We start from the raw sequence: 21,462 nt of genomic DNA, 5'->3' as shown, positions 1-21,462 counted from the left end.
GTGTTACATGAAAATGATTGGGAAAACTATCCCTGACACTATAATTTTTCGACGTAATCCGCTATAATAAAATTTATGATTTTGGACAGTCTTAGAGAAACAAAGCCGTAATAGAAAGGAAGTACAAAATTTGTTTGGATTAGGTAATAAAGACGTAGGTATTGATCTCGGTACAGCAAATACATTAGTTTTTGTCAAAGGAAAAGGAATCGTATTACGTGAACCGTCCGTAGTCGCGAAAAATACAAAAACGGGGGATATTGTTGCAGTTGGTAATGATGCTAAAAATATGATCGGCCGTACACCAGGTTCCATTGTAGCCATACGGCCAATGAAAGACGGAGTTATTGCAGATTTCGACATTACCACTGCAATGATTCAATACTATTTAAAACAAGCGTTAAAAAATTCAGGATCGAATTGGAAAAAACCGAATGTCATGATTTGTGTCCCATATGGCATCACTTCTGTCGAGCAGCGTGCGGTGATTGATGCAGCCCGTCAAGCGGGTGCAAAAGAAGCCTTTACGATTGAAGAACCATTTGCGGCTGCCATTGGTGCAGATCTTCCGGTTTGGGATCCTACCGGTTCGATGGTTGTCGACATTGGTGGCGGAACAACCGAAGTCGCTGTTATTTCCTTGGGAGGCATTGTGACAAGCGAATCGGTCCGCATTGCCGGAGACGCGATGGATCAGGCAATCATCAGTTACATTCGCAAAACGTATAACTTAACGATCGGGGAAAGAACGGCAGAACAAATCAAAATGGAAATTGGTACTGCCCGTGTGGATGATGTGGATGAAACGATGGAAATCCGAGGCAGAGACCTTTTGACAGGCTTGCCAAAAACAATCGAAATTTCGGCAAGCGAAATTTCCGAATCGTTGAAAGAAGCGATTGCAGCCATTATTGATGGCGTGAAGAAAACGTTGGAAAAAACTCCACCTGAACTTTCAGCGGACGTAATGGAAAGAGGGATTGTCCTCACAGGCGGTGGGGCACTTTTAAGAAATCTTGATAAAGTGATCAGCGATGAAACGAAAATGCCGGTATTTATTGCGGAAAATCCATTGGACTGCGTGGCAATCGGTACTGGTAAAGCATTGGAGCATATTGATCTGATCCGATCTCAACAGATAAAAAAATAAGGGGGGATAGCAATGCCACATTTTACAAATAAAAAAATCATTGTACTTTTGGTTGGTACAATTTTACTTGTGGCATTGATCAGTTTTTCATTACGCGATCGTCAAAATGCGACTCTCCCCGAACAATTCATCAAAGATTCAGTTGGCTTGGCACAAAGCATTGTCGCCAAGCCGGCTAACTACATAACTGGAATATTCCAAAATATCCAATCCCTTCTGAACACGTATGAAGAAAATCAGCGGTTAAAAACGAGATTGGAAGATTTTGCTGTCTTACAGGCAGAAGTGAATACACTGAAGTCGGAAAATGAACAATTGCGTGAGCTATTAAACAATGAAGATAGTTTAAGAGACTATGAGCCGCTTCGTGCGACTGTCATCGCAAGAAATCCTGATCAATGGGAAGAAAAAATCATCATCAACAAAGGATCTACCCATGGGGTTGAGAAAAATATGGCCGTTATTACGACAAAAGGATTAATTGGTAAAATCAGCCTAGTTACCCCATTTACATCAGAAGTGGAATTATTGTATACGAATAATCCAAATTTCCGGGTTTCAGCAGTGGTTCAAAGTGAAAAAAATGTCGCTTACGGATTGATAGAAGGATATGACGAAGAGCGTAATGAATTAATATTAAAACGGATTGATTCCAGTTTGGAAATTAATAAAGGCGATAAAGTGGTGACTTCCGGTTTGGGAGGCATCTTCCCGAAAGGCATTCTCATCGGGGAAATTACAGAAGTGACGACTGAAGATTTTGGTTTGACGAAAATGGCCTATATTAAACCGGCAGCTGATTTTTCAATGCTGGAGAAAGTAATCGTTGCCAAACGCAGTGCAACAGTGATCGATGGATCTGATGGTGAAGGAACAAATGCAGATTTGACAAATAATACGGGCATTCCGGGTGAGGGTGAAGAAGAATAATGTGGATCCGTTTAATGATTCCATTGACAGCCATCATATTATTTTTATTGGAGCCCGAATTTGCATTGTTCTCACCGATTGAATGGAACGGGGAACTCTTTTATTTTGTGCCCCGTTTTCTTATCCTTTATTTGATTTTTCTTTCCATTTATTACAATCCAAAACGCGCGGTATTATATGGTTTGATTTTTGGACTCTTGTACGATGTGTTTTACATTGATATCATTGGTTTATACACTGTGTTGTACCCGCTCGTTTGTTATATTGCCAGTTGGTCTGTAAAATATATCCATCAACATTTGACGATTACAACCATTTTATCCGTATTATTGGTTGCTTTAATGGAAATGGTATTATATTATTTCTTCCTTTTAATTCAATTCACAAATTTGCCATTTATGGAATTTTTCATGAATCGATTAATCCCTTCAATTTTGGCTAATTTTCTTTACTTGATGATGCTTGGCTGGGCCTTTAAATATTTAATAGATGCGAGAGTGTTGCAAAAGATTCGTGAACTTTCTTAATTTAACCAAGCGAGAGGTGTCACTCTTATGAAAAAACAGCTTGTCCATATGAAAGGGACAAAAGACGGCTTAGTGCTTCGGCTTGATGATCAGTGCGCCTACAGCGACTTAGTTGAAGAACTCGAGCGAAAAGTGTCAGAAGGTGGAATCGATGGTAGAGTGAATGTCTCTCTCGATTTAGGCTATCGCTACCTTCTCGAACCGCAAAAGCAAGAATTGATCAATATTATTGAACACCCCGGAAAAATGGTCGTATCAAAAGTGTTTAGCAATGTCATTACAGTGGAAGAAAACGATGCAAAAAACCAAGGGAATCAATGCGATACATACGTAGGCATTGTACGCTCAGGGCAAATTATTCAGGCGCCAGGGGATATCATTGTCATCGGCGATGTGAATCCGAATGGCAAGATTGAAGCTGGCGGAAACATTTATGTGCTTGGGAAATTAAAAGGGATTGCTCACGCAGGAATTGGCGGAAACCGGGATGCGATTATCGCCGCTTCCTGGTTCGAGCCGACCCATATTTACATAGCGGATGTCATCGAAGTGATGACGAATGAAAAACCGATTGTAAGAGAACATGCGGAGCAATTATTTGCATATATAAATACAAAAGGAATTATTTCATATGACCGATTACAAGAAGTGCGAAAAATACGGCCATTACTAAACACAAAAGGAGGTAGCTAATGTGGGGGAAGCGATTGTAATCACTTCAGGTAAAGGCGGAGTTGGAAAAACAACAACAACAGCTAACCTAGGTACAGCTTTGGCACTTCAAGGCAAAAAAGTGTGCTTGGTGGATACAGATATCGGTCTAAGAAATTTGGATCTCGTACTTGGCCTCGATAATCGAATCATCTATGATTTGGTGGATGTAGTGGAAGGGCGCTGTAAAATTCATCAAGCATTAGTGAAAGATAAACGCGTTGATGATAAGTTGTTTTTGTTGCCTGCTGCCCAAACGACGGATAAAAATGCAGTGACACCTGAACAGATGAAAGCATTGATTGACGAACTGAAACGGGAATTTGAATATGTTCTGATCGATTGTCCGGCAGGAATTGAACAAGGATACCGAAATGCCGTTGCCGGTGCAGATAGCGCCATTGTGGTCACTACACCTGAAATTTCTGCCGTGCGGGATGCCGACCGAATCATCGGTTTACTTGAACAAGAGGAAATCAATCCACCAAAGCTGATCATCAACCGGGTTCGAAAAGATTTGATCAATCAGGGCGATTGCATGGACATCAATGAAATTACCACCCATCTTTCTATTGATCTATTAGGTATTATTGTTGATAACGAGGATGTCATTGCCTCATCCAATAAAGGGGAACCGATTGTCATGGATCCGAATAATAAAGCTTCATTGGGCTATCGCAACATTGCGCGGAGAATATTGGGTGAATCGGTGCCATTAATGACGTTGGATGAAGGGCAAAAAGGTGTATTCAGAAGACTGATTTCGATTTTTTCAAAATAATGGGATTCCTATAAAAAGGCTGTATAAAAGATTCGTCGCTTTGTTGTTGGACAAAATACCGGCAAAGCGGGCGTTACTTTTGGACAGTCTTTTTCTGTTTTCCTCCCATTCTCATTTTTCAACAAATAGAATCGTATTTTCATCTCGTTCATATAATAAGGAAAAATGGGAATGGATGAGGGTATGGCTAAAAAGTGGAAATGGATTGCAGCATTGTTCCTTTGTATCTGTGTGCTCGCCGGCAACCATCTCCAGGAGACCGGGAAGATTCCGGTTGATGTGAAAAGAATCGTGTACAGCTCTGAAGATTTGACCTTCATGCGCAACATGCTTCGGGAGATTTTTGATAAAGATTCAAAAGACACAATCGCTGTTTCTTCAGAGCCGATTAATCAGGAACTGCTGACCTTTGTACAAGTTAAGCCCTATTACAAAGGCTATCTGTTCACCTATGAGGAATCGGTGCCACTGGTTGCCATCGACCATGGACTCGTCGTCTACACGGGATATTCCAAAGATACGGGGAAAACGATTTCAGTCTATTATGAAGATGATACGACAGTGACTTATGGCAATGTGGATTCTTTCTCATTGCTGCCTTATACATCGATCGAACGAGGAAGTACGATCGGCAAGAAAGAACCGGGAGATTTGTACATTCAAGTGGAAAAGGATGGGAACATTTTAAACTTGGAAGAGACATTATTATGGATGAAAGAGCATATGCGGCCATGATGCGTATGACCATTCATCCATTATTTTTACCCCTTTTATTCGGGTTGATCCTGTATGGGAATGTTTCCTATTATGCCCTCATTTTATCTTCATTGCTGATTCATGAACTGGGGCATCTTCTTGTCGCTTGGCTTCTGGGGGTAAAGGTGGAACGTTGCGTCATCATGCCGTATGGTGGGGAAATAGAATTGAAGGGCGGTTATGCTTTATCCCCACACAAGCAACTTCTCATCAGTATAGGCGGACCCGTCGCCACATTCTGCTGCATGTTGATGGCTCCCTTTTTGGATCCTTTGTTGGCCAAGCCGTTGATCAAAATTCAAATGGTGCTTTTGCTGATTAATTTGATTCCTGTCTGGCCGCTTGACGGGGGAAGAATCGTTTTTTCCCTCATTTTGATCTTCTCGAAAAAGGCGAAAACGTACGAATTGTTTCTAGCCATTTCTTTCATACTGATCACGTTGTCGGTCATCATCACTTTTGTATTGCTGCCCAAAACGATCTTTCTCTTTATTCTAGCCATCTTTCTTTGGATCAAGGTGATTCAAGAATGGCGGTATCGGAAATACCGGATTGCTTTTGAAAAATATGTATTGAATCGATTGACTTAACCCATTGAGTGTGATAACATTTCATTTGTTATGTAGCACCTGTGCTACAACCGCTCTGGGAGGGTTTTTAAGCATCTTTTGATCACCTTTCCACAGGCGAGTCTTAGACTAGAGGAGGTGCAATGAAATGTACGCTATTATTGAAACTGGTGGTAAACAGTACAAAGTTGAAGCTGGACAAGAAATCTACGTAGAAAAATTAGGTGTTGAGCCTAACGAAACAGTAACTTTCGATAAAGTTCTTTTCGTAGGTGGCGAAACAGTGAAAGTTGGTACTCCAACAGTAGAAGGCGCAACTGTAACTGCGAAAGTGGTGAAAGAAGGCCGCGGCAAAAAAATCACTGTTTTCAAATACAAACCTAAGAAAAACTATCGTCGTAAACAAGGTCACCGTCAACCATACACAAAATTAGTCATCGAATCAATCAATGCATAAGAGGTGGCCGGATGATTACGGTAACCATTCATCACGACGAAAATCGCCGTGTATCTGCCTTTGAGTTTTCTGGACATGCCGAATACGATGAACCGGGAAAAGATTTGGTATGTGCGGGCGCATCGACCATCGCCATCGGTACGGTCAATGCGATTTATGCACTGTTGAATATTGAACCGAAAATCGAACAGGCAACCGAGGGTGGAGGCTACTTGAAAGTAGACTTGCCGACGGATATAGATGCTCAATTGGATGAGAAATTGCAATTGATTGTGCAAGTGATGACAGCACAAGTATATTCGATGGTACAAAACTACGGCCAATATATTCAAATCAAGTACAAGCAAGTAGGAGGTGGAACACAGTGAAATACTTGTTATCATTAGACCTTCAATTCTTCGCTTCCAAAAAAGGGGTAGGTTCTACTAAAAACGGTCGTGACTCTGAAGCAAAACGCCTTGGCGCTAAACGTGCGGATGGTCAATTCGTAACTGGAGGATCAATTCTTTACCGCCAACGCGGTACAAAAATTTATCCAGGTTTGAACGTAGGCCGCGGTGGTGACGATACACTTTACGCTAAAGTTGATGGTATCGTACGTTTCGAACGTATGGGACGCGACAAGAAAAAAGTAAGTGTATACCCTGTTGCTAAAGAAGCATAATGTGAACGGATTTGAAAGGACTGCAAACGTGCAGTCCTTTTTTATATTTAAAAAAAGTCGGTCTGAAAGAAGAAATACGAATGAAAACTTGCTATACTAAAAAAGGTATTCCTAAGCAGTACTGTATGGGAGTGGGGGAGTTGACGAAACTTTCTATTCGTGAAATTTTGAGGGCTGCAAACCATGATTTTATTAATCAGCTTCAATTGATCAAAATGAATTTGGATTTGGACCGGATTGACGACGCGAAAAAAATTATAGAAAATTATTGCAATCAATATAAATCTTTTTCAAATTTGAATAAATTGAATTGGCCGAAAACCGTCGAATGGATTCAAACCTTCCCGTATCGTTTTCCCTCAATCGAGTTTCTGCTAAAAAGTAATGTGACAATGACGCCAAAGGTGAAAAAAGATGAGGAAACTGTCGAATACTTAGAAAAGACGATTCAGCGTGTTTATCCTCATCTCGACCCATATACCGAGCAGCAATTACTGATGGAAGTGGAAGCGGATGAAGAGATCGTGAAAATCACCTTTGACTTGCATGGAAAGTGGGACGTTGAGCCTTTCCATTCAGAGATATTGGACAACCATGTGGGAATGTCGGTTGAAAAAGAATCCTTCGATCATTGGAAATATGTTTTAACCATTAAGGAGTGAAAGTATGTTTGTTGATCACGTAAAAATATATGTTAAAGGCGGAGACGGCGGGGATGGAATGGTGGCCTTCCGCCGCGAGAAATATGTTCCCTATGGCGGACCGGCTGGAGGCGACGGAGGAAGCGGCGGGAACGTTGTGTTTGAAGTGGATGAAGGTTTGCGCACATTGATGGATTTCCGTTACAACCGCCATTTTAAAGCGTCCCGCGGCGAAAATGGCATGAGCAAAGGAATGCACGGAAAAAATGCCAAAGATTTGATTGTAAAAGTCCCTCCAGGCACGGTAGTCATCAATGAAGAGACCGGGAAAGTCATTGCGGATTTGGTTGAACATGGACAGCGGGCAATCATAGCGAAAGGCGGCCGCGGAGGACGGGGAAACATGCGCTTTGCCACACCGGCAAATCCGGCGCCGGAAATTGCGGAAAAGGGTGAGCCGGGACAAGAATTAAATGTTATATTGGAATTAAAATTGTTGGCGGATGTGGGCCTTGTCGGCTTCCCGAGTGTCGGTAAATCGACATTGCTTTCTGTAGTTTCCGCAGCGAAGCCGAAAATCGGCGCTTACCACTTTACAACCATCGTTCCCAATCTTGGCGTTGTCGAAACGGATGATGGCCGAAGCTTCGTCATGGCCGATTTGCCGGGATTAATTGAAGGGGCCCATCAAGGTGTCGGTTTGGGCATCCAATTCTTGCGCCATATCGAACGCACGAGAGTCATTGTCCATGTGGTGGATATGTCCGGTATGGAAGGCCGGGACCCTTACGATGATTATGTAAAGATCAACAAAGAGTTGGAACAATACGATTTGCGCCTGACAGAGCGTCCTCAGATCGTAGTTGCCAATAAAATGGACATGCCTGGTGCGGAAGTAAATTTGGTAGAATTTAAGAAAAAAATCGGGGATGACATAAAAGTATTCCCAATCTCCGCTCTTACAAAGAAAGGGCTTAAACCATTGCTGCATGAAATCGCAGACTTGTTGGAAGTAACCCCTTATTTCGAATTGCATGATATCGCGGATGAAAGCGATGCAACGGTTTTATATAAACATGAGAAAAAAGAACGGGATTTTGCAATTACCCGCGATGATGATGGCGCTTATGTTCTAAGTGGGGATACGATCGAACGGCTCTTTAAGATGACAGACTTTAGCCGGGATGAATCGGTCCGCCGTTTTGCAAGACAGCTCCGCCATATGGGCGTGGATGACGCTTTAAGGGAACGTGGAGCCCAAGACGGGGATACGGTGAGAATTTTGGATTATGAGTTTGAATTCATCGAATAATTGGGGGGGATGGAGATGAAAAATGTTGCTGAACAACGCTATTATCTGGTGCGGGAAGATGTGCTGACCGATGCGATGCAAAAAACATTGGAGGCAAAGCGGTTATTGGAATCGGGCAAGGTCAACTCGATATGGGATGCGGTGAAACAAGTGGATCTTTCAAGAAGCGCCTTTTATAAATATCGGGATGCCGTCTTTCCCTTTCACTCCATCGTAAAAGAGAGAATATTGACCATGATTATCCAATTGCAGGATCAAAAGGGGACATTGGCCAAAGTATTGGAAATTATTACAGAAGCCCATTGCAATATTTTGACAATCCATCAAACGATTCCGATTCAAGGCCGGGCCAACGTAACCCTTTCCTTGGATGTAACGAGCATGATCATGGATTTGCATGAACTGATCAAAAAGATGAACGATTTGGAATTTGTTGAATCAGCAGAAGTCATAAGCTCTGGAGCTTTATGATAAATTCTGCGGATAAATGGTGTCATGAATGGTTGATAGGAGGCTTAATGGTGACGAACAATGAATGGAAGTACCGGGTTGCCTATTTAGGGCCGGAAGCTTCTTTTACGTATCTGGCAACAAGGGATGTATTCCCAAATGAATGGATCATTGCTTATAGAACAATTCCGGAATGCATTGACGCTGTAACGAATGATATGGTGGATTATGCCGTTGTGCCCTTGGAAAACGCTTTGGAAGGCACGGTGCCACTGACGATCGATTACTTATTCCATGAAGCCAATTTATATATTATTGGGGAAATCAAACTAAAAATCCAGCAGCATTTAATGGTGAATAAAGCGCAAAAAGATAATTGGGAAAAAATTGAAGGGATCTATTCCCATCCCCATGCATTGGCTCAATGCCATAAATATTTATTTTATCGCTTTAGCCATGTGCCGTTGCACCAAACAACCTCCACGGCGGAAGCGGCAAAGATGGTGGCGGAAAACCCTGATAAATGCATTGCGGCCATTGGGAATGCCTCTTCTGCGGAAAAGTACGGTTTGGAAATCGTTGAGGAAAATATCCATGATTTCCATTTCAACCATACCCGCTTTGTGATTTTATCCAAGCACAATACCCGCTTGCCGATCGAAAATTCGGATGGCCAGCCGAAAACGATGCTGATGCTGACGCTGCCTCATGATGATTCGGGAGCCTTGCATCAAGTGCTTTCCGTTTTTGCCTGGAGAAAATTGAACTTGAGCAAAATTGAATCCCGTCCGTTGAAAACGGGTTTGGGCAACTATTTCTTTATCATTGATGTGCTCGCGGATGAAAATGAACCGATGATGAAATGGGCTTTGGAGGAATTGCAATCGCTCGGATGCACCGTCAAATCACTCGGAACTTATTATACATATAATGCATCGGAGTGATGAATGCTGAAAAAATTTTGTGCTGTTTGATGGGGAATGCGGATTTTGCCATCGCGGCGTACAATTCATTATAAAAAGAGATTCCCGAAAGCTTTTTCAGTTTGCTTCGTTGGAAAGTGAAACAGGCAAAGGGTTATGCAGAGATTACCGAGTTCCGGCTGATATGGACAGTTTAATTCTTATAGAAAATGGACGATATTATGCAAAGTCTTCTGCCGTTTTGCGAATTTGCCGGAAGCTTGACGGCTTTTGGAAAGTTTTTTATTTGTTCATAATGCTTCCCTCTTTTCTTCGAGATTTGATTTATGATGGTGTGGCCAAATATCGTTATCTTCTTGGCGGGAAAGCTGTCTGCCAATTGCCGAGCCCAGAAGAGGCAGAACGATTTCTTTTCTAATAGAGGGACTAGGCTGTCAAAAGTAAAGAGGCTAAGACAAAATCTAAAAAAAAGGGGGGCTGAAAAGTCATTTCAAGATGCCCCCTTTGCGGCTGTCGCTAGAGTTTTTGCCGCAGATAAATTGCGGACGAGGAGGCGCGTTTTGTGACCACCGCAGGGAAAGTTTTTAAGAGAACATTCCTATAAGAAGTAAGGCTGTTTCCGAAAGTGTTCGACTTTCTGGACAGCCCCCGTACGATTACATCATACCTGAAAAGTCACTTAAACTTATCACCAACACCATTTGACAAAGAACTAAGAATCTATACGATTCAAGTAAGAAATTTTTTATTAAACATCCAATTTTTAATTCACGAAAAAAATCCCTACAGCCAATATTGACTGTAAGGTTTTAAAAACGTCTCAAGAGGTGCTTGATCAAATCATATGTGTACAAACGATCAATTGAAGGTGTAAATTAAGACGTCACCACGACACCCTGCCTTTCATAACTTTGCCGGTGATTGTGACAACATTGTCTTTTTCCATAATGTTCAATTCTACCTGTTCCCCAACATAGACAGGCGATTGGAATTGCAAATGGAATTCAGCTGGAAATTGCATGATTTCTAATTCATTGGCTAAAATGCCCCATACTTTCGCCAAAGATAGCATCCCATGGGCCATTTTTCCCGAAAAGCCGTGAGCCTTGGCATATTCATTGTCAAGATGAATCGGATTATAATCTTCTGACAACTCTGCATAACCTTCGATATCCTTTTCTGTCACTTCAAACTGTATTTTTTTCAATTACACCACCTGCTATCAAATGAGAGATTCCGTTAAAACAGAGATGATTCTGCTGATCAAATATTTCCAATTCCTGAAGTATAAATAGTTTATTATGACGGAATGAATGCTTTGATATTTTAACGGTACCGGTATAAATTTCATCCGCATACATGATTCTGTACAGCCGGCATTCCTGTTTCCTGAGAATGACCGGTTCGGAAAGCTTCCAAGGTAATTTAATGTGGCGGTAGGCAATCATCGCCATCGCCGGTGGCACAGGTATCCCTTTATACCCCTGCTCCAATGCCGCTTCCATATTGCGAAAGATCGGATTTTTCACTCCGGCTAATTCGGTATAACGAAGAATTTCTTCTTTTGTAAAACAAACTGCATAACTCTCCGATTTCAATTTATCACCTCATTTATTTAAGAGGTACTTTGATATAATATGTCCCTGTTCTTCTATGCCAACCATTTGACCGCTCGGTGGGACATAGTTCATTCCTGTTCTCCAATTGCTTCAAACAACATTGCCACCCCTACGCCTCCGCCACTGCCGATAGCAGCAAGGACATATCTAGTCCTTGGATGCCGTTGAACTTCATAAAATAATCTTGTTACTAAAACCGCACCCGATGCACCGTATGGGTGGCCAATCACAAGTGCACCACCATGAACATTTATTTTTTCCAATGGAATCGACAGCTCCTGAGTACAAGCAACAATTTTGGACGCAAACGCTTCATTTATTTCAATAAGATCAATATCATCAATCGTCAAAGTATTTCGTTCAAGCAATTCTTTGATCGCAGGCACCGGAGCAAATCCAGGGTAAAAAGGATGCACACCCGACACTTGGCTGTCGACATAACGAAGCAGCGGTTTATATCCAAGTTTTTCCGCCAGACCAGCTTCCATGACAAGAACTGCACTTGCACCATCATGAATTCCGCAGCTATTTGCCGCTGTTACCGTTCCATTTTTCACAAAAACGGGATTCGCTCGTTTCACTATCTTCTCCATATTCCGTTTACGCTGCCATATTTCATCACATTCCAAGCCGTCTACAGGAAAGATTTCCTCATCATAGATTCCATTGCTGTAAGCATTCCGGCTTCGCGTCCAGCTTAACAAAACATACTCATCCTGCATTTTTCTTGTAATGCCAAACTTCTCAGCTACATATTCCGCAGCCACTCCCATATCCGGATCCCCGATTCTCTCTGGTGAAAACCGGGCACGCTTCGGGAAGGGAGAGGTGCTGACGCTTTCAACTCCTCCTGCCATATAGCACGATCCGGCACCTGCACGAACAAAAAGACAAGCCATGCGAATAGCCTCAAGTCCTGCAGAACACTGACGGTCAATAGTGATTCCGGGCACAGAGAAGGGAAGACCTGCCTCTAAAGCTGATAAACGTGCGATATTGCCTCCAGGACCAACAACATTGCCAAGTATGACGTCATTAATCTTCTCCTCGATTCCCTTGGCTAAAAAAGAAAGAAGCGGCGCCGCTAATTGATGTGCCTGCAGATGACATAAAGCCCCGTTTTCACGGGCAATCGGAGTTCTTTTCGCTGCAACAATTACCGCATCTCTCATGTCATCATTCTCCTTTCGCACCTACTTCTCTTTACCGCGGCAGCTCATCCCTTTCTATCATGGGGTGTTTACAATCATTAATCGAAGTGGCATTCACCAGTCTTTTCTCCAGCAACCTCAGAAGCTCTCCACGGGCGATTTTCCCGCTGGTAGTCATAGGCATTTCTTCTGTAAAATACCATTTGCGCGGCACTTTATATGAAGCCAAATGCGTTTTGCAATACCGCTTTAATTCCAGTTCAGATACATCTCCCTGTATAATACCTACCGCAATTTGCCCCCAATACGGATCGCTTAATCCAACCACAGCCGCTTTTTCCACTTTCGGATGCTTCGTCAAAACAGCTTCGATTTCCTCAGGGAAAAGATTTATACCACCATACAAAATCATATTATTCTCCCGGCCCGCGACATAGAGATAACCTTCCTCGTCGATCCATCCCATATCATTGACCGTCACCCACCCTTGTTCATCTGCAATTGATTTCGCGTATCCACCCGGTTCTGTGATATAACCAATAAATGTCATAGGGCTGCGTACATAGATTTTCCCGATTTCTCCGACACCGGCAATTTCTCCATTATGGCGGCGAATCTGAACCTTCACATTATGAAACGGCCTGCCAACAGAATCTGGCTTTCTTTCATTATTAGAAAATGAAACAAAACTAAGCTCACCCGCACCATAAAACTCAAACAATATCAGGTTTGGAAACATTGAGCGGATTCTATTTCTCGTATGTACCTCTAATTTCGCCCCAGAAGAAATTAATTTCAACGGTTGCTTCACCGATGTGTTTTTTTTAAGAAGCGCCTCAGCCATCGTCGGAACAATATACACTACTGAAACCGGATGATCCCTGATAACTGAAAACATTTTTTCAGGGGAAAATTTGTCCAATACATACACGGTTCCACCGATAAACAAAGTACTCATCGCTCCAAATAACGAATGGGAATGAAAAAGCGGACCGGGAATCAGCACGTGGTCGTTTTCCTTGATGCCAAATTCACGGCGAGTGCACACAAAACTTTCTATCCAAGACAAGTGCGAACGGATAAAAGCCTTTGGCGAACCGGTTGAGCCTGATGTAAATCCAAGATAAAACGGAAGCGAATCGTCTAAATCCGGAAAGTTTTTCTTTGGTGGCATTTCCGCAATTTTTTCTTTGCATTCTTCCCAAATCCATACATTCTGATTAAACCCTATTTCTTTTGAAAAAAGATTTGTTGTAGTAATGATGACATCAGGTTGGGCAAGTTCAATACGTTTTTGCAGTTCTTCTTTCTTCCATTTTAAATCAAGGGGAACTGCCTTCCATCCGGCAGCAGCTGCCCCTGCAAAAACCTGCAAAAACGGAATTCCATTCGGCAAATGGATGCCAACTGTTTTATGATGGGAATCCATTGCCTGAAACCATGTGGCCGTTTTCCGTACCGCTTTATCCCATTCACGGTATGTTAAAACTCCATCTTTCGTTATTAGTGCAGCTTTATTGGGAAAAAGCTTTGCATGCTTTGAATAGGGAGAAGTAATCACACCTTATCCCTCCCTTACTTGTGCTGTAGACGATTTAACAAAGTTTTGGGCAATAATCGGGTATTTCTGTAATTTGTAAACAAGGATTGAAGCAATAATTGCTTTTATGAAATCTCCTGGAATATAAACAAGACTCAATTTAATCGTTTCAAGTATTGGAAGGTTCATTACAAAAGCCTGCACAGGAATACCTGTTAAATAGACAGAAAAAATGCCAACCGTTAAATTTGTTGCGATAATATGTTTAAATTTCAACGTTTGAATTTTAGAAAAAATAAGGCCGATGCTAAAAGCAGCAATTACATATCCTATTAAATAGCCGCCGCTCGGACCGAAAAAGACTCCAATTCCACCGCGTCCACCGGGTAAAAGCGGCATTCCTGCTGCTACGATCAATAAAAAGACAATGATGCTCAACGAACCAAGCCGAGCACCGAGTATACCTCCTGCCAAGATCACACCTAACGTTTGTAAAGTAATTGGTACAGGAGTGAACCCCAATGTAATAGGTGGAACCAATCCCAAAATTCCCATGATTCCCGCAAACAATGCAACATAAGTAATCTCTTTAATTTTCATTCTTACATCCCCTTTAGTAAACCAAAACATAAAATAGGTTGACATAAATTTACCTCGTAATCTACATTTATGTCAACCTATTTTTGGATTAAGTTTACTATTTTAGAGCAAAAATTTTTTTGAGGGAATTTAAGAATTCCTCATCACGTAAAGACAGCTGAATATTTACTTTCAAATATATAAGTCCGTAGTAACTTTAGTATTATTGCGACTTTCATTAGTATAAATTCTGGAATTATCCATTGAAAATACTTTTTTCTTAACTATTTCATATACATCTTCATAAGTCATACCTAATTTAATTTTACTATCATCTATATCTGAGTTAAAAGGTATTGAATAACCTTGTTCCTCTAAGTATTTAACAGTACAATACATAAAAAGAATAACATGTTTATTATTGGAATGACCCAATTCATAACTCACATTAGAACCATCATGCAAATCAATAATGGCACTTAAATAGGCTTTTTTTCCGTTCCCATATTTCAGCTCCGTTACATCTGTACACCATTTCATATTGGGCTTTTCTGCAGTAAACTCGCGATTTAATCGATTTTCAGCTACGTGTTGAACAGGTGATTTCAAAAGCAATCCAAGCCCTGAAACCTGACGAACATCCACTCGTACATAGCGATCGAGGATTCCAATATACATCCAAAAAATATAAGGAGATCATAGACGAGGCACAATGAACACAAAGTATGTCTCGTGTGGGTCAATGCATCGATAACGCTCAATTGAATCCTTTTGGAGTAAATTCAAATGTGAAAAATATCATTTGAATACCTATGATTCATATCAAGCACGGAAACAATCGATTGATGAATATATTTATTTTTATAACCATTTCCGTTATCAGAAAAAATTAAACGGCTTAAGTCCCTTAGAATACAGGGCTCAAGCCGCTTAGTAACATTTTTATTTTTTACACTGTCTACTTGACAGGAAGCAGTTCAATTACTTCTGCAACCTCTTTAATTATTTGTTTTTGCCTCAGCCTCTTTTTTTCTTTTTCAGACAGTTCCGCCTAATTACTTTATAAATAAATGGAGATTGTTTTGAAATCATTCCTCCACCAAATATCCCTTTTCCCGAAGTCTTCTTTCAGCTTCTTCGATTTGTTCGATCGTTGGAGCGGAAATGACATGCAGATGCGTGCCGTTAGTTAAGACGGAAAGGTAAGTTGCCTTCGTTTCTTCCACTTTATTCAGAAAATTTTCCACGTCTATCCGGGATGACAACATCATCGAAGCGGTAATTTCCCCGTATACCGGATGTTCGACAATGACGTTCTTGATCGTCACCCCGCAATCAACGATCGTCATCATTTCATCCTCCGCCTCTTCCGCTGTATGTATACATACTATTTTCTTTTCAATGAGCGAATCGGTATCTTCCTGACTCAAATATAAATACCCTTGACTGGTTGAAATGATTGGCAAATTGCGGGCCTTCAACAAATTCATATCGTTCACAATCACTTGCCGGCTGACGTTTGCATATTTTGCTAATTGAGTTCCGGTAATCGGTTTTTTTGCATCCTTTAACAAATTCAATAATTCATTTCTTCGTTCTTCCCCAAGCATTTTTTTCATAGAGCAACACCTTCTAATCAACAAATTATGTGTATACGGATAAGCCTTCAAAACATAGTTTAACACGAGGTGGATGTAAGCGCATATTTTTGTGACCTTTTTGTTTAACCGACATATTATAAAACGAGAGAAGGAGGATGTTTGTGCGAACACACATTGTACAAAAAGGAGATACACTTTGGAAAATTGCCAAGCAATATGGAATCGATTTTGAGGAGTTAAAAAGACTAAATTCCCATTTAGCAAATCCGGATTACATTGTGCCTGGTATGGAAATTATTTTACCAGATGACCATTCCATTCGGAAACCGTCGCAAGTCCAAAAAGAGTTGCCTGAAAAAGCAAAAACGGTTGAAGTGCCGAAAAAGGAAAAGAAAGCGGAGACTCCGCCAAAGGCAAAAGAAATTGTATTACCGGAGAAAAAACAGCCGGTGGAAAAGGAAATGAAATTGCCGGAAATTCCACCGACACCGCCAGTGCCACAAATTGTGCCAATTCCTCAACAAGTGCATCCACATGAAAAGACGGAATTCCATTTGGATTTTTCTCCGCATTTAAACATACAGCGCCACATGGCACAGCCGCAATTCATGCCAATTCCGCAACCGGTGATGCCGCAGCCGATTTTTATAGAAATCCCTCAACAAGCACCACAAGCAGAGAAAAAGGAAGAAGAGAAGGAAAAAGTGATTGAAAAAGAAGTGGAATATATACCGGTGCCTCAGACACATGTTGAATATGTTCCTGTGCCGCAACCAATCTATATCCCTTGCATTCCACAGCAAGTTCATCCTTGCCATTGCAAACCGCGAAGAGTGGAACACTGCGGTTGCAGGGAACCTGAACATGTTCACCACCATGCTCAACCATATTTCGCGGGCCCACACATGTTGCCGCCTTGCCCGGACTATTCGCAAATGCAGTATCAGATGATGCCGCAAGGATTTGGAATGCCATATGGAGTTCTGCCGACACAGGAGTTGGACTACGAACACCAGCAATATGCCGGAGCGTTGCCGCAAATGGATGCAACTATTGAAGAAGTGCAAGATGATGCAGATTGGCTGTACGACTCCGCTTCGGAAGGGGAAGAAACAAAAGAGCAGGTGACAATCAGTGAAGATTATAGCCAATCCCAGGAACAATATCAGGATTATAAAGGTTTTGAACAAGCAACATTGCCTTCATATGATTATGCTCAAATTCCACAAGGCTTTTTCCCAATGGAACAAGGATATTATCCACCAGCCAATCAATACATGCCGCAACCAATGTATCCGCATTTCGAACAGGGGACGCATCCATATTTTCAGCAATATCCAGCGGGTATGAATCCTTGTGCACCACAATTTAAACCGTGGTCATATTAAATGCAAATCAAAAATAATATTCGGAAGCAACATAAAGGGAATGAAACATTGTTCATAAAAAAGTACGATCAAATTCACGTATTTGAAAAAGTGGCACTTATTCACGAAGAATTGGAAAAAATTCAGTTTCCCCACATCATTCCTTTAAAAAAATCAAATGAACCTTATTCACTTGTTCAAGGTTGGCAAAAGAACAGTTACAGCGCGGATTTTGCCAAAGCGAAACATCGCAGGAAAGCGGTGAAAATTCTAAAAGAGCTCCATGAAACGAATCATCTGATCGAGTGGAGTCGTTATTCCGTCATTCCAAAACTCAATCTAATACAAAAGTGGAATGCAAGGTTGGAACGTTTCTTACTGCAAGAAAATGAGCTGGTAAAATATTTGCGCCACCACTTTTATGATATTGTCCTTTACGCAAACAAAGCGTTGAAAAAGATTCGTCAAAAACCGGGACCAACTCCGAACCGATTGAGCCTGCTCCATGGGGATGTGGTTCATCATAATTTCTTAATCACAAAGAATGGAATGAAATTGATCGATTTCGATTTGGCGGTCGTTGGCGATGCGGCGGAGGAAATGATTTTGTGGATGCACCGGGCACTTCCAAATATGGATTATGACATTGAAACATTATTACAAGAAAATAAATATTTAAGAGAGATTTGCCTCCCAAAATTACACTACTTGCAATACCCAAACGAACTATTGAGAGAATGGCAATATGTTTTGTATCTGGGGGATCATGAAAAAGATGCTTTTTTAGAATATATAATGCCGTTTACGGAAAACGCGTTAAGACATTGGCCTGAATTCATCGCAACAACGGAAAAAATTCAGGAAATGTTTGAAGTGGGATAAACTACGAGATTATGATAATATAGAATGGAAATAGAAAATAGGTGACCGTCATCATAAGACGGTCTTTCTTTTGTTTTCTATAAAGTGTTTATTGAATAAACACGGGTGATTGTGAGGAATGAACATGTATGATTATATCATCGGACAGGTGACGCGAATCACCCCGGAATACATCGTGTTGGAGCAAAGCGGGATTGGCTATGCAGTGATGACGCCAAATCCATATGCCTTTAGAGTAAATAATGAAAATCAAAAAATCTTTATACATATGCATATCCGTGAAGATGCGCATCAGTTGTTCGGTTTTAAAACATTGGAACAGCGGGAACTTTTCCGGAAGCTGATTCAAGTGTCCGGCATTGGTCCGAAAAGCGCTTTGTCCATCTTGGCGAGCGGCAATCCATCGCAAGTTGTTGCCGCGATTGAAATGGAAGATGAGGCATTTTTAGTGAAGTTTCCTGGCGTTGGCAAGAAAACCGCAAGACAAATGATTCTTGATTTAAAAGGAAAACTTGGTTCACTTCTTGAACATGTGGAACTTCCAAGCGCCCAGGATGAACTGCCGTTATTCGGGGGCAATTCCCATCAACAAGAGTTGGATGAGGCCGTGTTGGCCCTTAAGGCATTGGGTTATTCTGAAAAAGAATTGGCAAAAATCCTGCCGGAATTAAAAGCCAAAGAAGATTTGGAAACAACCGAACACTATATGAAATATGCATTAAAACTGTTGTTAAACACGAAGTAACAAGGAGGGCGGCAAGTGGATCGGATCGTATCTAGCGAAGCAAATGAATCGGAACAACAATACGAGCTTTCCCTCAGACCCCAATGGTTGTCCCAATATATCGGGCAACAACAAGTGAAAGAGAATTTAAAGATTTTTATTGAAGCGGCAAAAATGAGGAAAGAGTCCTTGGACCATGTGCTGCTGTATGGCCCCCCAGGACTCGGGAAAACCACATTGGCCAATATCATTGCCAATGAATTGGGGGTCAATATACGGCTTACGAGCGGTCCTGCCATTGAACGGCCGGGTGACTTGGCGGCCATTGTCAATTCATTGGAACCGGGGGATGTTCTTTTTATTGATGAAATACACCGGCTTTCCCGGGCAATAGAAGAAGTGCTTTATCCCGCGATGGAAGATTTTTGTCTTGATATCGTCGTCGGAAAGGGACCTGAAGCGCGATCCATCCGATTGGACTTGCCGCCTTTCACATTGGTGGGGGCGACAACAAGGGTCGGCTCATTGTCAGCACCTTTAAGGGATCGTTTCGGCGTATTATTGAGACTGGATTTTTATGATGAAGAATCTTTGATTGAAATTGTCAAAAGAAGTAGTAAACTGTTTGAAGTGGATATTGATGACAAAGCGGCAGAGGAGATTGCGAGACGCTCCCGCGGGACTCCCCGGATTGCCAATCGCTTGCTGAAACGGGTGCGGGATTATGCGCAAGTGATCGGGAACGGATGGATTACCCTTGACATTGCCAAACAGGCTTTGGAACTGCTTCAAGTGGACCGTTTTGGATTGGATCAGATTGACCATAAATTGCTGCAAAGCATGATTGTCCAATTCAACGGGGGACCGGTCGGACTCGATACGTTGGCTGCTTCGATCGGCGAAGAACGCATCACCATTGAAGATGTGTACGAACCTTACTTGATGCAAATCGGATTTATTCAACGGACGCCACGTGGCCGGGTTGCGACAAAACTAGCTTTTGAACATCTTGGTTATACTTATCATGAAACTAAGTAAAAGGAAGTTTAAGTATGAAAATAGAAGAATTTGATTTTGATTTACCTGAAGAATTGATTGCCCAAACACCGCTCGAGGATCGCGCCGCAAGCAGACTTCTTGTGGTGACACCTTTTACAAAGGAGATTGAACATCATCAATTTTCGCATATTATAAATGAGCTGAATCCCGGTGATTGTCTTGTGTTGAATGATACCCGCGTGATGCCTGCACGGCTTTTTGGCGTGAAGGAAGAAACAGGGGCGCACGTGGAAGTATTGTTATTAAAACAATTGGAAGATGACAAGTGGGAGACATTGGTCAAACCGGCCAAAAGGGTAAAAATCGGCACAACCATCACCTTTGGGGATGGACGGATGAAAGCGACCTGCACGGACATCCTCGAACACGGCGGACGGGTTTTCGAGTTCCATTATGACGGCATTTTTTATGAAGTGCTGGACAAGCTCGGAGAAATGCCGCTGCCACCATATATTCATGAAAAGTTGGAAGATAAAGAACGCTACCAGACGGTTTATGCAAAAGAAGTCGGTTCGGCTGCGGCGCCCACTGCGGGACTTCATTTCACGGAAGAACTGCTGGAACAGATCCGGAATAAAGGGGTGGAAATTGTCTTCATCACCCTTCATGTTGGATTGGGCACTTTCCGTCCGGTGACAAGCGATACAATCGAGGAACACAAGATGCATTCAGAATTTTACAGCATCAGTGAAAGCGCCGCTGAAACGATCAACCGCGTGAAGGCGAACGGCGGAAAAGTGATTGCTGTCGGCACCACATCCACAAGAACCCTTGAAACCGTCGCTTCCAAATATGATGGGAAAATCAAGGCGGAACAGGGATGGACGGATATTTTTATTTATCCGGGCTATGAATTTAAATGCATTGACGGACTTGTTACAAACTTCCATCTGCCTAAATCCACCCTTGTCATGCTTGTCAGCGCATTGGCCGGAAAAGAAACGATTTTCCATGCATACAGTGAAGCGATCAAAGAGCGGTACCGTTTCTTCAGTTTCGGGGATGCGATGTACATCAGACCGAAACAATAGAACTCAATCAATCGAAGTACTGTTTATACTTTAGATGA

General features: G+C 41.9%; 26 protein-coding genes, 1 pseudogene and 1 other annotated feature. Of the genes and pseudogenes, 20 read left to right on the top strand and 7 right to left on the bottom strand.

Translation table 11 applies throughout. From position 1 onward, the window contains the following. The first annotated feature begins 130 nt into the window (after positions 1-130). From NST13_RS05340 to NST13_RS05270, 15 genes are all read left to right on the top strand, one after another. Positions 131-1,150 carry a rod shape-determining protein gene (locus tag NST13_RS05340; protein ID WP_342469073.1) on the top strand — a complete coding sequence of 340 codons (1,020 nt, stop codon included), beginning with the start codon at positions 131-133 and terminating at the stop codon, positions 1,148-1,150. 12 nt (positions 1,151-1,162) lie between these two features. Next, on the top strand, positions 1,163-2,080 hold the full coding sequence (gene mreC, locus NST13_RS05335; RefSeq protein ID WP_342581593.1) for a rod shape-determining protein MreC: 918 nt from the start codon (positions 1,163-1,165) through the stop codon (positions 2,078-2,080). Then, positions 2,080-2,607 (top strand): rod shape-determining protein MreD, encoded by a 528-nt coding sequence (mreD, locus tag NST13_RS05330; RefSeq protein ID WP_342469075.1) that lies wholly within the window; start codon positions 2,080-2,082, stop codon positions 2,605-2,607. The genes mreC and mreD overlap by 1 nt, the downstream gene beginning before the upstream one ends. A 27-nt stretch (positions 2,608-2,634) precedes the next feature. Beyond that, positions 2,635-3,300 carry a septum site-determining protein MinC gene (locus NST13_RS05325; RefSeq protein ID WP_342581592.1) on the top strand — a complete coding sequence of 222 codons (666 nt, stop codon included), beginning with the start codon at positions 2,635-2,637 and terminating at the stop codon, positions 3,298-3,300. A gap of 1 nt (position 3,301) precedes the next feature. Further along, positions 3,302-4,099 carry a septum site-determining protein MinD gene (gene minD / locus NST13_RS05320; RefSeq protein ID WP_342469077.1) on the top strand — a complete coding sequence of 266 codons (798 nt, stop codon included), beginning with the start codon at positions 3,302-3,304 and terminating at the stop codon, positions 4,097-4,099. Between the two features lie 183 nt (positions 4,100-4,282). Further along, positions 4,283-4,834: a M23 family metallopeptidase gene (locus NST13_RS05315; protein WP_342469078.1), complete on the top strand. Its 552-nt coding sequence runs from the start codon at positions 4,283-4,285 to the stop codon at positions 4,832-4,834. Next, positions 4,807-5,445 (top strand): site-2 protease family protein, encoded by a 639-nt coding sequence (locus NST13_RS05310; protein ID WP_342469079.1) that lies wholly within the window; start codon positions 4,807-4,809, stop codon positions 5,443-5,445. Before NST13_RS05315 ends, NST13_RS05310 begins: the two co-directional genes overlap by 28 nt. A gap of 38 nt (positions 5,446-5,483) precedes the next feature. After that, positions 5,484-5,559: a sequence feature (ribosomal protein L21 leader region), on the top strand. A gap of 13 nt (positions 5,560-5,572) precedes the next feature. Continuing rightward, entirely contained in the window at positions 5,573-5,881 is a 309-nt protein-coding gene (gene rplU, locus NST13_RS05305; protein ID WP_342469080.1) for a 50S ribosomal protein L21, read from the top strand. Between the two features lie 11 nt (positions 5,882-5,892). Continuing rightward, positions 5,893-6,249: a ribosomal-processing cysteine protease Prp gene (locus tag NST13_RS05300; protein WP_342469081.1), complete on the top strand. Its 357-nt coding sequence runs from the start codon at positions 5,893-5,895 to the stop codon at positions 6,247-6,249. A gap of 5 nt (positions 6,250-6,254) precedes the next feature. Next, a complete protein-coding gene (gene rpmA, locus NST13_RS05295) occupies positions 6,255-6,545 on the top strand; it encodes a 50S ribosomal protein L27 (RefSeq protein WP_208652241.1) in 291 nt (96 codons plus the stop codon). 140 nt (positions 6,546-6,685) lie between these two features. Further along, positions 6,686-7,207 (top strand): Spo0B domain-containing protein, encoded by a 522-nt coding sequence (locus NST13_RS05290; RefSeq protein ID WP_342469083.1) that lies wholly within the window; start codon positions 6,686-6,688, stop codon positions 7,205-7,207. A 4-nt stretch (positions 7,208-7,211) separates the two neighbouring features. Next, a complete protein-coding gene (gene obgE, locus NST13_RS05285) occupies positions 7,212-8,498 on the top strand; it encodes a GTPase ObgE (protein WP_342581591.1) in 1,287 nt (428 codons plus the stop codon). Between the two features lie 15 nt (positions 8,499-8,513). Beyond that, a complete protein-coding gene (locus NST13_RS05280) occupies positions 8,514-8,969 on the top strand; it encodes an ACT domain-containing protein (protein ID WP_342469085.1) in 456 nt (151 codons plus the stop codon). Positions 8,970-9,019: 50 nt separating this feature from the next. Then, positions 9,020-9,892, top strand: a complete 873-nt coding sequence (pheA, locus tag NST13_RS05275; RefSeq protein WP_342469086.1) for a prephenate dehydratase — start codon at positions 9,020-9,022, stop codon at positions 9,890-9,892. 19 nt (positions 9,893-9,911) lie between these two features. After that, on the top strand, positions 9,912-10,289 hold the full coding sequence (locus NST13_RS05270) for a DCC1-like thiol-disulfide oxidoreductase family protein (protein ID WP_342581590.1): 378 nt from the start codon (positions 9,912-9,914) through the stop codon (positions 10,287-10,289). 465 nt (positions 10,290-10,754) lie between these two features. Here NST13_RS05270 and NST13_RS05265 read toward each other — a convergent pair whose 3' ends face one another. The 7 genes and pseudogenes from NST13_RS05265 to NST13_RS05235 all read right to left on the bottom strand — a co-directional run bounded on the left by NST13_RS05265 (position 10,755) and on the right by NST13_RS05235 (position 16,379). Continuing rightward, positions 10,755-11,078 carry a MaoC/PaaZ C-terminal domain-containing protein gene (locus NST13_RS05265; RefSeq protein ID WP_342581589.1) on the bottom strand — a complete coding sequence of 108 codons (324 nt, stop codon included), beginning with the start codon at positions 11,076-11,078 and terminating at the stop codon, positions 10,755-10,757. Beyond that, the gene (locus tag NST13_RS05260; protein ID WP_342581588.1) at positions 11,059-11,469 is read right to left on the bottom strand and encodes a hypothetical protein; all 411 of its coding nucleotides are present in this window, start codon (positions 11,467-11,469) and stop codon (positions 11,059-11,061) included. Before NST13_RS05260 ends, NST13_RS05265 begins: the two co-directional genes overlap by 20 nt. A gap of 89 nt (positions 11,470-11,558) precedes the next feature. Continuing rightward, positions 11,559-12,662, bottom strand: a complete 1,104-nt coding sequence (locus NST13_RS05255; RefSeq protein WP_208650069.1) for an acetyl-CoA C-acyltransferase — start codon at positions 12,660-12,662, stop codon at positions 11,559-11,561. A gap of 31 nt (positions 12,663-12,693) precedes the next feature. Beyond that, the gene (locus tag NST13_RS05250; protein ID WP_342581587.1) at positions 12,694-14,202 is read right to left on the bottom strand and encodes an AMP-binding protein; all 1,509 of its coding nucleotides are present in this window, start codon (positions 14,200-14,202) and stop codon (positions 12,694-12,696) included. Positions 14,203-14,205: 3 nt separating this feature from the next. Beyond that, positions 14,206-14,781 (bottom strand): biotin transporter BioY, encoded by a 576-nt coding sequence (locus NST13_RS05245; protein ID WP_208650067.1) that lies wholly within the window; start codon positions 14,779-14,781, stop codon positions 14,206-14,208. Between the two features lie 384 nt (positions 14,782-15,165). Further along, positions 15,166-15,366, bottom strand: a pseudogene (locus NST13_RS05240) (IS3 family transposase); the annotation flags it as partial. 482 nt (positions 15,367-15,848) lie between these two features. Next, complete coding sequence (locus NST13_RS05235; RefSeq protein WP_342469088.1) at positions 15,849-16,379, bottom strand: transcription repressor NadR; 531 nt, start codon at positions 16,377-16,379, stop codon at positions 15,849-15,851. A 143-nt stretch (positions 16,380-16,522) separates the two neighbouring features. Here NST13_RS05235 and safA point away from each other — a divergent pair, with 143 nt between their 5' ends. The 5 genes from safA to queA all read left to right on the top strand — a co-directional run bounded on the left by safA (position 16,523) and on the right by queA (position 21,424). Further along, positions 16,523-17,749, top strand: a complete 1,227-nt coding sequence (gene safA / locus NST13_RS05230) for a SafA/ExsA family spore coat assembly protein (RefSeq protein ID WP_342581586.1) — start codon at positions 16,523-16,525, stop codon at positions 17,747-17,749. Positions 17,750-17,797: 48 nt separating this feature from the next. Next, positions 17,798-18,610 carry a phosphotransferase gene (locus tag NST13_RS05225; RefSeq protein ID WP_342469090.1) on the top strand — a complete coding sequence of 271 codons (813 nt, stop codon included), beginning with the start codon at positions 17,798-17,800 and terminating at the stop codon, positions 18,608-18,610. Between the two features lie 124 nt (positions 18,611-18,734). After that, positions 18,735-19,355, top strand: coding sequence for a Holliday junction branch migration protein RuvA (gene ruvA, locus NST13_RS05220; RefSeq protein WP_342469091.1), 621 nt, complete (start codon positions 18,735-18,737; stop codon positions 19,353-19,355). A 15-nt stretch (positions 19,356-19,370) separates the two neighbouring features. Beyond that, a complete protein-coding gene (gene ruvB / locus NST13_RS05215) occupies positions 19,371-20,372 on the top strand; it encodes a Holliday junction branch migration DNA helicase RuvB (protein ID WP_342469092.1) in 1,002 nt (333 codons plus the stop codon). Between the two features lie 14 nt (positions 20,373-20,386). Further along, positions 20,387-21,424 carry a tRNA preQ1(34) S-adenosylmethionine ribosyltransferase-isomerase QueA gene (queA, locus tag NST13_RS05210; RefSeq protein WP_342469093.1) on the top strand — a complete coding sequence of 346 codons (1,038 nt, stop codon included), beginning with the start codon at positions 20,387-20,389 and terminating at the stop codon, positions 21,422-21,424. Positions 21,425-21,462: the final 38 nt, after the last annotated feature.

Source organism: Ureibacillus sp. FSL W7-1570 (assembly GCF_038593265.1).
Classification (GTDB): domain Bacteria; phylum Bacillota; class Bacilli; order Bacillales_A; family Planococcaceae; genus Ureibacillus; species Ureibacillus suwonensis.
The sequence above is the reverse complement of the archived record's forward strand: the minus strand, read 5'-3'. Positions and strand labels throughout refer to the sequence as shown.

What these genes read in the sequence shown, in the direction of transcription:
- mreC (WP_342581593.1), top strand. Translation starts at nt 1,163, where the DNA reads ATGCCACATTTTACAAATAAAAAAATCATTGTACTTTTGGTTGGTACA.
- mreD (WP_342469075.1), top strand. Translation starts at nt 2,080, where the DNA reads ATGTGGATCCGTTTAATGATTCCATTGACAGCCATCATATTATTTTTA.
- NST13_RS05325 (WP_342581592.1), top strand. Translation starts at nt 2,635, where the DNA reads ATGAAAAAACAGCTTGTCCATATGAAAGGGACAAAAGACGGCTTAGTG.
- NST13_RS05315 (WP_342469078.1), top strand. Translation starts at nt 4,283, where the DNA reads ATGGCTAAAAAGTGGAAATGGATTGCAGCATTGTTCCTTTGTATCTGT.
- NST13_RS05310 (WP_342469079.1), top strand. Translation starts at nt 4,807, where the DNA reads ATGGATGAAAGAGCATATGCGGCCATGATGCGTATGACCATTCATCCA.
- rplU (WP_342469080.1), top strand. Translation starts at nt 5,573, where the DNA reads ATGTACGCTATTATTGAAACTGGTGGTAAACAGTACAAAGTTGAAGCT.
- NST13_RS05300 (WP_342469081.1), top strand. Translation starts at nt 5,893, where the DNA reads ATGATTACGGTAACCATTCATCACGACGAAAATCGCCGTGTATCTGCC.
- obgE (WP_342581591.1), top strand. Translation starts at nt 7,212, where the DNA reads ATGTTTGTTGATCACGTAAAAATATATGTTAAAGGCGGAGACGGCGGG.
- NST13_RS05280 (WP_342469085.1), top strand. Translation starts at nt 8,514, where the DNA reads ATGAAAAATGTTGCTGAACAACGCTATTATCTGGTGCGGGAAGATGTG.
- NST13_RS05255 (WP_208650069.1), bottom strand. Translation starts at nt 12,662, where the DNA reads ATGAGAGATGCGGTAATTGTTGCAGCGAAAAGAACTCCGATTGCCCGT.
- NST13_RS05245 (WP_208650067.1), bottom strand. Translation starts at nt 14,781, where the DNA reads ATGAAAATTAAAGAGATTACTTATGTTGCATTGTTTGCGGGAATCATG.
- NST13_RS05235 (WP_342469088.1), bottom strand. Translation starts at nt 16,379, where the DNA reads ATGAAAAAAATGCTTGGGGAAGAACGAAGAAATGAATTATTGAATTTG.
- ruvA (WP_342469091.1), top strand. Translation starts at nt 18,735, where the DNA reads ATGTATGATTATATCATCGGACAGGTGACGCGAATCACCCCGGAATAC.
- queA (WP_342469093.1), top strand. Translation starts at nt 20,387, where the DNA reads ATGAAAATAGAAGAATTTGATTTTGATTTACCTGAAGAATTGATTGCC.